This is a genomic window from Hyphobacterium sp. CCMP332, from assembly GCF_014323565.1.
Classification (GTDB): Bacteria; Pseudomonadota; Alphaproteobacteria; order Caulobacterales; family Maricaulaceae; genus Hyphobacterium.
Genome location: NZ_CP058669.1, coordinates 450,994 through 463,835, shown reverse-complemented (window position 1 = coordinate 463,835; position 12,842 = coordinate 450,994). Strand labels below are relative to the sequence as shown.

Annotated in this window: 10 protein-coding genes and 1 pseudogene; 7 read left to right on the top strand and 4 right to left on the bottom strand. The window is 62.5% G+C overall.

The window, feature by feature from the left end:
• The first annotated feature begins 5 nt into the window (after window positions 1-5).
• Complete coding sequence (locus HXX25_RS02330) at window positions 6-1,664, top strand: chloride channel protein (RefSeq protein ID WP_187166922.1); 1,659 nt, start codon at window positions 6-8, stop codon at window positions 1,662-1,664.
• Here the strand turns inward: HXX25_RS02330 and HXX25_RS02325 are convergent.
• On the bottom strand, window positions 1,661-2,044 hold the full coding sequence (locus tag HXX25_RS02325; RefSeq protein ID WP_187166921.1) for a hypothetical protein: 384 nt from the start codon (window positions 2,042-2,044) through the stop codon (window positions 1,661-1,663). The genes HXX25_RS02330 and HXX25_RS02325 overlap by 4 nt on opposite strands.
• A gap of 105 nt (window positions 2,045-2,149) precedes the next feature.
• Between HXX25_RS02325 and HXX25_RS02320 the strand changes: the two genes are divergently transcribed.
• From HXX25_RS02320 to HXX25_RS02305, 4 genes are all read left to right on the top strand, one after another.
• Window positions 2,150-4,447: an ATP-dependent helicase gene (locus tag HXX25_RS02320; protein WP_187166920.1), complete on the top strand. Its 2,298-nt coding sequence runs from the start codon at window positions 2,150-2,152 to the stop codon at window positions 4,445-4,447.
• Complete coding sequence (locus tag HXX25_RS02315) at window positions 4,444-5,301, top strand: 50S ribosomal protein L11 methyltransferase (RefSeq protein WP_233346835.1); 858 nt, start codon at window positions 4,444-4,446, stop codon at window positions 5,299-5,301. Before HXX25_RS02320 ends, HXX25_RS02315 begins: the two co-directional genes overlap by 4 nt.
• A gap of 292 nt (window positions 5,302-5,593) precedes the next feature.
• Window positions 5,594-5,917, top strand: a complete 324-nt coding sequence (locus tag HXX25_RS02310; RefSeq protein WP_187166919.1) for a helix-turn-helix transcriptional regulator — start codon at window positions 5,594-5,596, stop codon at window positions 5,915-5,917.
• Between the two features lie 11 nt (window positions 5,918-5,928).
• Window positions 5,929-6,369, top strand: a complete 441-nt coding sequence (locus HXX25_RS02305; protein ID WP_187166918.1) for an ArsI/CadI family heavy metal resistance metalloenzyme — start codon at window positions 5,929-5,931, stop codon at window positions 6,367-6,369.
• On the opposite strand, the gene HXX25_RS02300 is transcribed toward HXX25_RS02305, so the two are convergent.
• Window positions 6,366-6,524: a hypothetical protein gene (locus tag HXX25_RS02300; RefSeq protein WP_187166917.1), complete on the bottom strand. Its 159-nt coding sequence runs from the start codon at window positions 6,522-6,524 to the stop codon at window positions 6,366-6,368. The two genes, HXX25_RS02305 and HXX25_RS02300, sit on opposite strands and share 4 nt — an antisense overlap.
• A gap of 139 nt (window positions 6,525-6,663) precedes the next feature.
• On the opposite strand from HXX25_RS02300, the gene HXX25_RS02295 reads away from it, so the two are divergent.
• Window positions 6,664-8,502 carry an aminopeptidase P family protein gene (locus tag HXX25_RS02295; RefSeq protein WP_187166916.1) on the top strand — a complete coding sequence of 613 codons (1,839 nt, stop codon included), beginning with the start codon at window positions 6,664-6,666 and terminating at the stop codon, window positions 8,500-8,502.
• Window positions 8,472-9,041, top strand: coding sequence for a hypothetical protein (locus HXX25_RS02290; RefSeq protein WP_187166915.1), 570 nt, complete (start codon window positions 8,472-8,474; stop codon window positions 9,039-9,041). The genes HXX25_RS02295 and HXX25_RS02290 overlap by 31 nt, the downstream gene beginning before the upstream one ends.
• Here the strand turns inward: HXX25_RS02290 and ligA are convergent.
• Both ligA and recN read right to left on the bottom strand, forming a co-directional pair.
• Window positions 9,038-11,135, bottom strand: a pseudogene (gene ligA, locus HXX25_RS14240) (NAD-dependent DNA ligase LigA). The gene HXX25_RS02290 and the pseudogene ligA overlap by 4 nt on opposite strands.
• Window positions 11,132-12,835 carry a DNA repair protein RecN gene (gene recN / locus HXX25_RS02280; RefSeq protein WP_187166914.1) on the bottom strand — a complete coding sequence of 568 codons (1,704 nt, stop codon included), beginning with the start codon at window positions 12,833-12,835 and terminating at the stop codon, window positions 11,132-11,134. Before recN ends, ligA begins: the two are co-directional and overlap by 4 nt.
• Window positions 12,836-12,842 lie beyond the last annotated feature (7 nt).

The following is a 12,842-nucleotide window of genomic DNA, read 5'->3' as shown; positions in this document are numbered from 1 at the left end:
GGCGATTGGCGGCGTTTACCCAAAACGTGACCGAAAGCGCCGCCTCCTTCCAACCCCTGACGTGGCTGGCCCGCCAATGGCGCGAAGGCCGTTCGCCCGCGCTCTGGTTGCTGGGCATTATTGTCGGACTGATATCTGCCTATGCCTCGATCGCCTTCATTCTGGTGCTGCATGGCATTTCATATCTGGTCTTCAATACCGGGCACGATTCCCTGGCGAGCGGGGCCGCGGATCTGCCTTTCTGGATCATTCTGCTTGCGCCGGTCGCCGGCGGGCTGATCGTTTCGGCCTTGCTGTGGCTGGGCCATAGACAAAAATGGCTGCCACGGCAGCAATCCAGCGCGGTCTCGGATGTGATGGAGGCCCGGGCAACGGCCAAGGGGAATATTTCCCTCGCAAACGGATTGCTGTCCGCCACCATATCAGCGGTCACGCTCGGTTTCGGGGGATCAGCGGGTCGCGAAGGCCCCGTTGTGCATCTTGGTGCGGCCATCGCCTCCTTTATCGCGCGGCGCCTCGGATTGCCGGGCCGGGCGGTGAGAATCATGCTGGCCTGCGGCGCGGCCGCTGCGGTGGCCGCAAGTTTCAACGCGCCGGTGGCGGGCGCCTTGTTTGCTTTCGAGATTGTGCTCGGTCACTACGCCCTCAGATCGATTGCGCCGGTTGCCATCGCCAGTGTGACCGGCGCCCTGATCTCGCGCCTGCATCTGGGTGCCTCGCCCGCCTTTGCCATGCCGCTCCTGTCGCCCGCCAGCCTGTGGGATTTTCCCGGTGTGATCGGCCTTGGCCTGGCCGCAGCTCTTGTCGCCACCCTGTATATCCGCACAGCGGTCTATGCCCCCCGCATAGTCGCGGTGCAGGCCGAAACAATCGGCTTTCCGCTCTGGGCGCTTCCGCCTATTGGCGGGCTGGGGGTCGGTGCGCTGGCCCTGCTGGCTCCTGAAATTCTCGGCGTCGGCTATGAAGCTACCGCCAATGCCCTGTCCGGGAGCTATGGCATAATCATGCTGCTCGCCTTGCTGGCCGCAAAAATGCTGGCCACCGGAATCACACTCGCTTTCCGCTTTGGCGGCGGGGTCTTCTCGCCCTCCCTCTATCTGGGTGCGATGCTGGGTGCCGCATTTGGCGGTCTTCTGGCGATGACGGGGGCAGAGACCGCAGGCGTCCCCTTCTATGCGGTGGTCGGTATGGGCGCGGTCGCAGGCGCGGCTCTGGGCGCACCTTTGTCGACCACGCTGATCGTGTTTGAGTTGACCGCCAGCTATGAAGCGTCGGTGGCGGTGCTGATCGCCGTATCGCTGGCGACCGTGCTCAGCCAGTCGCTGGCCGGTGGCAGTATCTTCCATCTACAGGTTCTACGCCGTGGCTATGATCTCTCACGCGGTCAGGCGCGCGTTCTTCTGCAAACCATCCGCGTCCGCGATATCATGACGCCGTTGCTGGAAAGCGAAGCCGGGGCGGATACGGATAGCGAGGCCCCGTGCCTTTACGAAGATGACTATCTCGGCCGCGCCATCGGGTTTCTGTCGGCTGAAGCGATGGATGGCACGATTGTCCGGTCACGATCGGACGAACAGCGCGTTGTCGGCTATCTGTCCCGCGTCGATGCCCATGCCGCCTATGCCAGGGCGCTGGCCGATGCGCATGAGGAAGAACACCGCTAGCGCGGCCGCGCCAGACTGATCGCCTGCCCGATGCGCAGCAACATGCCCAGTTCCGATAGTCGCGCCTCGCCGATCAGGGCCTGGAGACTGGCAATGCCCGCGCCGATGGATTTGAAGTCGGCGAGATGGCCCGGATCGCTGGCCGAATAGCCAAACTCACTGCACCAGTCGAGAAAGTCCTCGCTGTCTTCATAGGTGGTGATGACGATCAGCGCGCGCACCAGCAATTGCTCTGGCGTGGCCTCATCCGGCGGCGTGCTGCCGGTCGGGATGACCGCTCTTGTGGCGGCGCGCTGAATGATCGTCGCTTCGCCCTCTGCATAGACACTCAGGCCCTGTTTGCTGATCAGCCGCGTCAGTTCATCGAACAGATTGGTCATGGCGCTATTCGACCCCCTGGGCCGCGGGCTGTCAAACTGATCGGGATCATCTTTTTCGTGCTATATTTGTTCTCATTTCCCGAATCGTCGTGATAGATGGTTTTCATGAGCTCACTTCCCATTTCCCAGCAAGCCCGCCCGCAGCCGCCCCGGCGAGATGCCGACTATATGGAAGGGCTGAATCCGGAGCAGCGCGAAGCCGTTGAGGCAATCAACGGACCGGTTCTGGTGCTGGCCGGTGCGGGCACGGGCAAGACGCGCGTTCTGACCACCCGGCTGGCGCATATATTGGCGACCGGACATGCGCAGCCGTGGCAAATCCTGTCAGTGACCTTCACCAACAAGGCCGCACGGGAGATGAAGGAGCGCGTCGGCAAGCTGATTGGCGAAGCGGTGGAAGGCTTGCCGTGGCTGGGCACGTTCCACTCCATCGCTGCGCAAATCCTGCGGCGTCATGCCGAGCTGGTGGAACTGAAATCCTCCTTCACGATTCTGGATACAGACGACCAATTGCGCCTGATGAAACAACTCATTCAGGCCGAAGGCATTGACGAGAAACGCTGGACGCCGCGCTATCTGGGCTCGCTGATCGATGGCTGGAAAAATCGCGGACTGACGCCGGACAAGCTGCCCGAAGATGCAAAGTACAAATTTGCCGATGGGGCCGGTCAGAAACTATATGAGGCCTATCAGACGCGGCTTCGCATTCTGAATGCCTGTGATTTTGGCGATCTGCTGCTGCACAATCTGACCATCTTTATGAACCATCCGGACGTTCTGAAAGAGTATCATCGGAAGTTTCGCTATCTGCTGGTGGACGAGTATCAGGATACCAATGTCTGCCAGTATCTGTGGCTTCGCTTGCTGGCGCAGGGCTCGCATAATCTGTGCTGTGTGGGCGATGATGATCAGTCCATCTATGGCTGGCGCGGGGCGGAGGTGGATAACATCCTGCGTTTCGAGACCGATTTTCCGGGCGCGAAAGTGGTGCGGCTGGAACGCAATTACCGCTCGACCGCCAATATTCTGGGCGCGGCCTCCGGCCTGATCACGGCGAACAAGTCGCGCCTCGGCAAGACGTTGTGGACCGAGGATGAACCCGGCGAAAAGGTTCAGGTGCGCGGCATCTGGGATGGCGAGGCGGAAGCCCGCTTTGTCGGAGACGAAATAGAAAGCTGGGTCAATTCCGGCCGGCAGCATGGGGAATCCGCCGTACTGGTCCGGGCCTCATGGCAGATGCGGGCGTTTGAAGACCGCTTTTTGATGCTGGGCATACCCTACAAGGTGATTGGTGGACCACGCTTCTTCGAGCGCGCCGAAATCCGCGATGCCCATGCCTATTTCCGGCTGGTGCGCTCGATTGATGATGATCTGGCGTTCGAGCGGATCGTGAATACGCCCAAGCGCGGCATCGGCGCGACCTCGGTGCAGAAAGTCGCCCATGCGGCCCGGTCGGCGGGCCTGTCGTTGGCGGCCGCGGCGCGCCTGATGACCGAGACCGATGAAATCCGGGGCGGGGCGAAGACGGGGTTGAAAACCTTCCTGCGCGATATTGATCGCTGGGCGCAAGCGGCCGACACGATGCGCCATGACGAGCTGGCCGAGATCATTCTCGATGAAAGCGGCTACACCGCCATGTGGCGCGAGGACAAATCCCCGCAAGCCGCCGGGAAGCTCGACAATCTGAAAGAACTCGTCCGCTCCATGGGCGAGTTTGACACGCTGGAAGCCTATCTGGAGCATGTCTCACTGGTGGCTGAACTGGATACGACATCGGGCGGAGACGAGGTCTCCCTGATGACGCTGCACGCGGCCAAAGGGCTGGAATTCCCGCTCGTTTTTCTTCCGGGCTGGGAAGAGACGGTCTTCCCCTCGCAACGCTCTCTGGATGAAGGCGGCACCAGCGCGCTGGAAGAAGAACGGCGTCTCGCCTATGTCGGCATTACGCGGGCGCGCGAACGCGCCGTCATTTCCTTTACCGCCAACCGGATGATCTTTGGCCGATGGCAGGCCGTCATCCCGTCACGCTTTGTCGATGAAATGCCGGCCGATAATGTCGAGGCGGTGTCCGACACCGGCTATTATGACTCAGGGCCGGGCTTTGAGGGTGTGAAGGAACAGGCCGACCCGTTCATCTCGACCTATTCCTCACCCGGCTGGAAGCGCTATCAGGCTGCGACCGGTGCCGGCCGCAAGGGCGGACCGGCGGTGATCGAAGGCCGCGCCAATTTTGTTGAAACCAGTTCTGCCGGTTCGGGCAAATGGAAAGCCGGTGACCGGGTTTTTCATGACAAGTTCGGCTATGGCACCGTCGCCCGCGCCGATGGCGCCAAACTCACCGTCTCCTTCGACAAGGCGGGCGAAAAGAAAGTGGTGGACAGTTTTGTGAGGGGCGAGCCGTGACCTTCTGGAAACTTGTCTTCGCCGGGCCTATGGGCCCGCTCTATGCCGCATCCGAAACCATGATGGCGCTGGAGGACGGGCCTTTGTCCGTCTCCCTGTTCGAGCGCGAGGAGGATGAGACCGAGGGCTGGATCGAGCTGCTTTACGAGGCCGAGCCGGACGCGGAGGCTGTGCGACAGATCACCGGGCTTTCAAAGGCTTATCCGGCCACGTGCGCGCCGCTGCCCGATGAAGACTGGGTGAAGCTGTCGCAATCGGGTCTGCCGCCCGTCATTGCCGGGCGCTTTGCCCTCCATGGCAGTCATGATGAAGCGCCCGACGGCAAGCTGGCCATTCTGATCGAGGCCGGCCCCGCCTTTGGCACCGGCCATCACGGTACGACGCGCGGCTGCCTGCTGGCGTTTGATGCGCTGCTGGAGGACGGGTTTGCACCCGCCAGTGTGCTGGACGTTGGCACCGGAACCGGCGCTTTGGCCATTGCCGCCCGGCTGGCGCTGCCGGATGCGGAGATTCTCGCCACCGATATCGACCCGGATGCGGTTGAAGAAAGCGTCAGCAATGCCGAGAAGAATGGCGCGGCGGATATCGATTTCTTCGCCGCGGACGGGTTTGAACATATCAAGCTGGTCGAGCGCGATTTTGATCTGATCTTCGCCAACATCCTCGCGGGCCCGCTGGTCGACCTCGCGCCCGCCATCGACCGCGCCCTGCATGCGGGCAGTATCGCCATTCTCTCCGGCCTCCTGGAAAGCCAGGCCGATGAGGTCAGCGCCGCCTATCTGGCGCTTGGCCTGCACATCGAGCGCAAGGATCCGCTGGAGGGTTGGTCAACGCTGGTGGTGCGGAAGGCCTAGTGCGTGCTTCGAGGCTTTCCTTGCAGAAAGCACCTCAGCATGAGGCAAGTTTATAATCGCCATCTACCCACCTCATCCTGAGGTGCGAGCGACAGCGATCCTCGAAGGGGGCTTTACGGGATGATCCTATCAAAGGGCGAGTTCCTCCGATTAAATCGGAGGATGACGGTTTGAACATTTGGTTTCCTCCCCTGTTTACGCGGGAGGTGTTTCGAAGAAAGCGAGAAACAGAGGGGGTCATTCTCAAACACCCCGCTTGACTCCTACTCTTTATATCGATATTTCTCGATATATGGATAAGTTAAATGCTCTCGACGCCCTCGCCGCCTTGTCACAGGAAACCCGGCTGGATGTGTTCCGCCTCCTGGTGACAGCGGGCCCGCAAGGCCTGCCCGCCGGCGACATCGCCGAGCGGCTGGATGCGCGCCAGAACACGATGTCGACCAATCTCGCCATTCTGAACCGCGCCGGGCTGATTTCCCGCCAGCGCGATGGGCGCTCTGTCCGCTATGCCGCCAATTATGATGGCATGCGGGATTTGATCAATTTTCTGATGATGGATTGCTGCCGTGGTGCACCGGAAGTGGTGCAGCCTGTTGCAGCGAGTTGTGCCTGAAGGAGGCCGATATGAAACGCTTTCACGTCAATATGACCGTCAAGGATCTGGATAAATCCATCCGATTCTACAATGAGTTGTTCGCAACCCAGCCGACCGTCCGCAAGGATGATTATGCGAAATGGATGCTGGACGATCCCTTTATCAATTTCTCTGTCTCGACCAAGGGCGAGATTGCGGGAATCGACCATGTCGGCATTCAGGCCAATGACGAGGCCGAGTTGGCCGTCATCCGCGAGCGGCTGGTCAAGGCCGACAGCCCCATCTTCGATCAGGACGCGGTCAATTGCTGCTATGCCGACTCAAAAAAGGCATGGATCCGTGATCCGGACGGTGTTGCCTGGGAAACTTTCCATACGACCGGCCAGACCACGAATTATGGTGACGATACGGCACCCGAGCGCGCCCGGCTTGAGGAAAATCCCAAGCCTTCGGCCGCCTGCTGCGGCTAGCGCTTGCGGCCCTTGATGCCGGCGGCGTCGAGGAAAGCATTGACGTCGGTTGTGGCCGCGCGGCGGCGGATGCCGGACCGGCTGCGGGTGCGATCGAGGTGGTGGGTCATTGCGTCGCCGCCATTCAGCGCGGCAAGCCAGTTCGTGGAAGACATTTTCGGGCTCCTTTGTTGCGCTGCACATGCGCCCGCCCGGCCCGGCTGAGAAGTGCGAAAAATTCAAACCTGCCATTTAGTTTTGCATAGCCGAGGACTTCCATTGAAAGCCGCCCCTCGGCGGCGTAGTTTCCGCGCCATGACACATTATCGCGCACAATCTTTTGAGGTGAAGGGCGGCCCGCAACTGGGCCGGGACCACCTGCCGCTACTCCGCTCGCAACTGGCCGAAGCCGGGCTCGACGGGTTCATCATCCCGCACGAGGACGAGTACAATAACGAATACCTGCCCGATTGCGCCGAGCGCCTGGCCTGGGCGACGGGTTTTACCGGCTCTGCCGGTGCAGCCGTCGTGCTGACCGACAAGGCCGCCATCTTCGTCGATGGCCGCTATACGGTGCAATCGCGCGAGCAGGTCGATCAGGACCTGTTCAGCCTGGAAGATCTGACCGGTGGCGGTGTTGCCGCATGGCTCGCCAAGAATGCCGTTTCCGGATCGAAGATCGGCTATGACGCCAGGCTGCACAGCCCGGACGCGCTGGATCGCCTGTTGGCAGCGGCGCGCAAGGCCGGGGCCGAACTGGTGGCGGTCGAGAGCAATCCGATTGATGCCGCCTGGGAGAACCGCCCGGCCGCGCCGATGGCCCAGCTGATTGCGCATCCCACCGAATTTACCGGCGAGGACCATGCCGACAAGCGCACCCGCATTGGCGAGGCGATTGCCGAAGATGGCGCGGAAGCTGCCGCCATCACGGCGCCGGCGTCGATCGCCTGGCTGTTCAATCTGCGCGGCGGTGACGTCATGCGCTCGCCCTTGCCACTCGGCGCCGCGATCATCCGCAAGGATGGTACGGCGACGTTTTATGTCGCGCCTGAAAAAGTGACGGACGAGGTGCGCTCGCATCTCGGCAATGAAGTCGCCTTGCGTCCGGAAAGCGAATTCGAGGCCGGTCTGAAAGAGCTGGCCGGATCAAAAGTCAGCGTAGATCCCGCGTCCTGCTCGGCCTGGGTGTTTGACACGCTGAGCGCGGCCGGTGCGACGCCGGTGCGCCGCCGCGACCCCGTAGCCCTGCCCAAGGCAATGAAGAATGAAACCGAGCTCAAGGGCGCGGCCGCCGCCCATGTGCGCGACGGTGCGGCGCTGTCACGCTTCCTGCACTGGCTGGATACCGAGGCGCAATCGGGCGAAGTGGACGAGATCACTGCGGCCCAGAAGCTGGCCAGCCTGCGCGGCGAGCTGACCGAATTGCGCGACCTCTCCTTTGATACGATTTCCGGCTATGGCGCGAACGGGGCTCTGCCGCACTACCGCGTATCGGAAGCCTCCAATCTGATGCTGGCACCCGGTTCGCTCTATCTGGTGGACAGCGGCGGCCAGTATCCGGACGGCACCACGGATGTGACCCGCACCGTGCCGATTGGCGAGCCGACCGCGGAAATGCGGACCCGCTTCACACAGGTCCTCAAGGGCCATATCGGTCTGGCGATGGTGCGCTTCCCGAAGGGAACGACGGGTGGACAGCTGGACATTCTCGCGCGTCTACCGCTCTACATGGCAGGTCTGGATTATGGTCACGGTACCGGCCACGGCGTCGGCAGTTTCCTTGGCGTGCATGAAGGCCCGCAACGCATTGCCAAGGCAGGCTCTGACGAACCCCTGCAACCGGGCATGATCTGTTCGAACGAGCCGGGCTTCTACAAGGAAGGCGAATACGGCATCCGGATTGAAAACCTGATCTATGTCACCGATCCGGAACCCATTGAGGGCGGCGAGATCGACATGATGGGCTTTGAAAACCTGACATGGGCGCCGCTGCACAAGGCGCTGATCGACACGCATTTGCTGACACCGCAGGAAGTGGCGTGGGTGGACACCTATCATGCCGGTGTGCGCGAGCGTGTCCTGCCCCTGCTGGATGGCGATGCCGCCAGCTGGCTGATCCGGGCGTGCGAACCCTTGTCCGGCGCGACACCCTGATGCGTATTCTGGCCGTCATCGGCCTCGCCCTGCTGGCGGCCGGATGCTTCTATTCCGATGAGGAACTGATCTCCCAACGTCTGGCGGGCGAACCGCTGGAGGACGGCTATTTCGTCCATGCGCCGGTCGATCCGGAAAATGGCGTGGAATGGGCGGGCGCGACCTGGGAAGGTGAAATCCGGCGCGGGCGCGGCATGCGCTATTATTCCCGCGCCGACAATTTCCCGCACAATAATTCGCGCTTCCGCTCCATGGGCGGCAATGTCTGGCTCGCGCAAATTCCCGCCCGTGATGGACCGCGCGCGTTTTCCTACGGTCTGATGTGGGTCTATGAAGATGGCGTGATTGCTTATCACATCCCCGATTGTTCAGAGCTTGCCGAAGCCACGCGCGAGGAGATCGGCCTCGCGCCCGACGAGGAAGGCCTGTGCAAGGTCGATGACCTCGGCGTGCTCGAACAGACGATGAGCGCCTATCTCATCCAGTTCGAGGGCGAGGACATGCGCATTGACGGGATCTACCGGCGGGTCGGGGATTAAGCCCCGATCAGCTCAAACCACTCGTCCTCGGTGAGGGTCTGAACACCCAGCTCCGTGGCTTTCTTCAGCTTCGACCCCGCCCCCGGACCGGCGACGAGGATATCGGTTTTCGCCGACACCGAGCCAGAGACTTTTGCGCCGAGTGACTGGGCCTTGGCCTTGGCTTCATCGCGCGTGACGCGTTCCAGCGTGCCGGTAAAGACGATCGTCTTGCCGGCGACGGGGCTGTCGGCCGCCACGGCTTCGGCATCCTCGATGGTGATCTGGTCTTCGAGCCGCTGGACGAGCTCGAGGTTATGCGGCTCGGCGAAATAGCGGCCAATCGCGTCGGTGGCCGTCTCTCCCACACCGTCAATGCCCAGCAGGCCCTCGCGCGCCTCGCCATCTTCAGCAGCCGCCGTCGCAGCGGCCTTGAAGGCGTCCCAGCTGGTATAAGCGCGGGCAAGCAGGCGCGCCGTCCCCTCGCCGACATGGCGAATGCCGAGGGCGTTGAGCTGGCGGGCCAGACCAATGGTCCGGCGGTCTTCAATGGCCGCAAAAAGATTGCCGACCGAGGTTTCGCCCCACCCCTCGCGCTCCTGCAAGGGTGGTTGCACCGCACCCTCCCGGTTGCGCGTTGCCAAGGTGAAGATATCGGCTGGCTCGCGAACCAGACCTTCCTCGAAGAAGGACTCGATCTGCTTTTCGCCCAGACCTTCAATGTCGAACGCCTTGCGGGAAGAAAAATGCTTCAAATGCTCCTTCTTCTGGAAGGGACAGGCGAGTTCGCCCGTGCAACGGCGCACGGCGTCCATCTTGCCGGTACGTTCGTTGAATTCGCGCGCCGTCGGCGTTTGCAGAGGACAGGGGCAGGTTGCCAGCGGCTCGAAAACCGGTGCCCCCTCCGGCCGCAAATCCAGCATCACCTCCACGATCTGCGGGATGACATCCCCGGCCCGCTGCAAGACGACTGTGTCGCCGATGCGAATGTCCTTGCGGGCGATCTCGTCTTCATTGTGCAGCGTGGCATTGGACACAACGACCCCGCCCACCGTGACGGGCTCCAGCTTGGCGACGGGCGTCAGGGCACCGGTGCGCCCCACCTGTATCTCTATGTCATTGAGACTGGTGGTGGCGCGTTCGGCGGGGAACTTATGCGCAATCGCCCAGCGCGGCGTGGTCGAGCGAAAGCCGAGCCGCGCCTGCAGCGCCAGCCGGTCCACCTTGTAGACCACCCCGTCGATATCATAATCAAGCATCGCGCGGCGCCCGCTCGATCTCGCGATAATGCGGCCAGCAGTTCAGCGGGGCCTCGCAGGTTGGTCAGGGATTGACGGAAAGCCGAGCTGTGCCGAGCCGCTTGATCGCGTCATCTGCGTGTCGGCGAGCGGCGCCGACTTCGCCCCAGGCATAAGCGAAGAACCGCAGCGGACGCGCAGCGGTGACGTTGGATCGAGCTGCCGAAGCGACCCGGCGGCGGCATTGCGCGGATTGGCATAGGTCTTGCCGCACGCGGCCTGCCGCGCGTTCAGTTCCTCGAAATCGGCATGGCTCATATAGACCTCGCCGCGCACCTCTAATACCTCGGGCGCGCCCTGCAGCCGGACCGGAATATCGTCGATGGTGCGGGCATTGGCGGTGACGTTCTCGCCCGTCTCGCCATCGCCGCGGGTCGCGGCCTGCACTAGGTGGCCGCTCTCGTAGCGGCAGGCTCAGGCTCAGCCCGTCGATCTTGGGTTCAGCCGTAAACCGGACCTCATCGGCGTCGCTCAGCCCCAGAAAGCGCCGGACACGGGCGATGAAGTCCGCGACATCCTCATCATTGAAGGCATTGCCGAGCGACAGCATGGGCCGGGCGTGACGCACTTCGCCGAACTTGCCGGACGGGGCCGCGCCTATTTTCTGCGTCGGGCTATCCGGCCTCACCAGCAGCGGGAAGCGATCTTCAATCGCAATCAACCGCAGGCGAAGGGCGTCATAGGCGGCGTCGGATATCTTCGGCGCATCGTTTTGATAATACGCACGGTCATGCTTGCGGATCTCGGCCGACAGACGCGCAATCTCGGCCTCTGCCTCATCCGTGGTGAGATCACCGGCATCCTTGAGCGCGCTCATGCCGTCCCCATCAACTCATCGGCCTGGGCCCGCGCGGCATCGGTGACATTTTCACCCGACAGCATGCGGGCAATTTCCTCACGGCGTTCGTCCCCGGACAGCGGCCGCAAAGTCGTGCGCACGCGGCCCTTGCCATCCTCGGCCTTCTCGATCTTCCAGTGATGATCGGCCATGGCGGCAACTTGTGGCGAATGGGTCACGACGAGGGTCTGACCGGTTTCGGCCAACCGTTTCAGCCGCTTGCCAACCGCCGCGGCGACGGCGCCGCCGACGCCCTGATCCACTTCATCAAAGATCAGGGTGAGCCCCTGTTCGCCACCGGACAGGCTGACCTTGATCGCCAGCGCGAAGCGCGCGAGTTCGCCGCCGGAGGCGATCTTGTCGAGCGGGCCAAAGGGCGTGCCCGGATTGGTCATGACCTCGAAGGCGATCCGGTCCCGGCCGTTTGGTCCGGACCGGTCGGGGTCTGTCTCGATCGCGACCCGGAATTGTGCCTTGTCCAGTTTCAGTGGTGGCAACTCGGCGATTACGGCCTTTGCCAGGGCCTTCCCGGCCTTTTCGCGCGAAAGCGTCAGCTTGCCGGCGGCTGTATCGAAGGCGGCGTCTGCGGCCTTAAGCGCCTTCTCCGCTTCCTTGACCCGGTCATCGGCATTTTCAATCGCGTCGAGCTTTTCGCCAAGTTCGGTGCGGATATCGCTCAGATCGTCGACCGCAACATCGTGCTTGCGCGCGGCGGCGCGGAGACCGAAGAGTCGTTCTTCGACCTCGTTCAGACGTCCGGGTTCAATTTCAAACGTATTGGCGGCATCCGAGAGCGCATCTTCAGCCTCGGTGAATTCGATCAGCGCCCGGTCGAGCGCGCCCGTTGCGCGATCCAGCGCGGTCCGCGCCGCCCCGGCACTGCCGGCATCGCCTTCGCCCAGAGATGAGCGGACCTTTTCCATACCGCGCAGGGCAGAGTTCAGCCGGGATGACAATCCACCATCGGATTCCAGCGCACTGCGCGCTTCATCGAGTTCAGTGAGCGCCTGCTCAGCGTTCTGCAGAAATTTTCGCTCTTCGGCGAGTGTCGCTTCTTCACCGCGCTGCGGTTCCAGCGCATCGAGCTCCTCGAGCGCATGGCGCAGGAAGGTTTCCTGATCGGCTGCCGTCTGGCGGCTTTCTTCCAGGGCTTGAAGCCGTTCGCGGGCTTCGCTCAGCTTTTTCCAGGTCTCGGAAACAGCGGCGCGCTCTTTTGCATTGTTTGCAAAATCATCCAGCAGTCCCCGGTGGGTTTTTGGATCGAGCAGGCCGCGCCCGTCATGCTGGCCATGCACTTCGACCAGTGTCTCGCCGATACGCCGCAGCAGGCTGACGCTGGCGGGCTGATCATTGATCCAGGCCTGACTGCGGCCATCGGCGGTGACGCGGCGGCGCAAAACCAGCCCCTCGCCCGGCTCTATATCGAGCCCCGCCTCGGCGAGGAGACCGGCAACGGCGTGGCCGTCCTGAATCTCGAAGGTGGCAGACGCGCTGCCGTCATCATGGCCCGCACTGACTTGCGCGCGGTCGGCCCGCTCGCCCGCTGCCAGCCCTAGCGCGCCGAGGAGAATGGACTTGCCGGCGCCGGTTTCGCCGGTCAGCGCACACAGACCGGCGTCAAACTCTGCGTCCAGCGCATCGATAAGAACAATATTTCTGACCGAAAGAGCTGTCAGCATCCGGCAA

Coding starts and splice junctions, on each gene's coding strand:
- HXX25_RS02325 (WP_187166921.1), bottom strand. CDS start 2,044: ATGACCAATCTGTTCGATGAACTGACGCGGCTGATCAGCAAACAGGGC.
- HXX25_RS02320 (WP_187166920.1), top strand. CDS start 2,150: ATGAGCTCACTTCCCATTTCCCAGCAAGCCCGCCCGCAGCCGCCCCGG.
- HXX25_RS02310 (WP_187166919.1), top strand. CDS start 5,594: ATGGATAAGTTAAATGCTCTCGACGCCCTCGCCGCCTTGTCACAGGAA.
- HXX25_RS02305 (WP_187166918.1), top strand. CDS start 5,929: ATGAAACGCTTTCACGTCAATATGACCGTCAAGGATCTGGATAAATCC.
- HXX25_RS02300 (WP_187166917.1), bottom strand. CDS start 6,524: ATGTCTTCCACGAACTGGCTTGCCGCGCTGAATGGCGGCGACGCAATG.
- HXX25_RS02295 (WP_187166916.1), top strand. CDS start 6,664: ATGACACATTATCGCGCACAATCTTTTGAGGTGAAGGGCGGCCCGCAA.
- recN (WP_187166914.1), bottom strand. CDS start 12,835: ATGCTGACAGCTCTTTCGGTCAGAAATATTGTTCTTATCGATGCGCTG.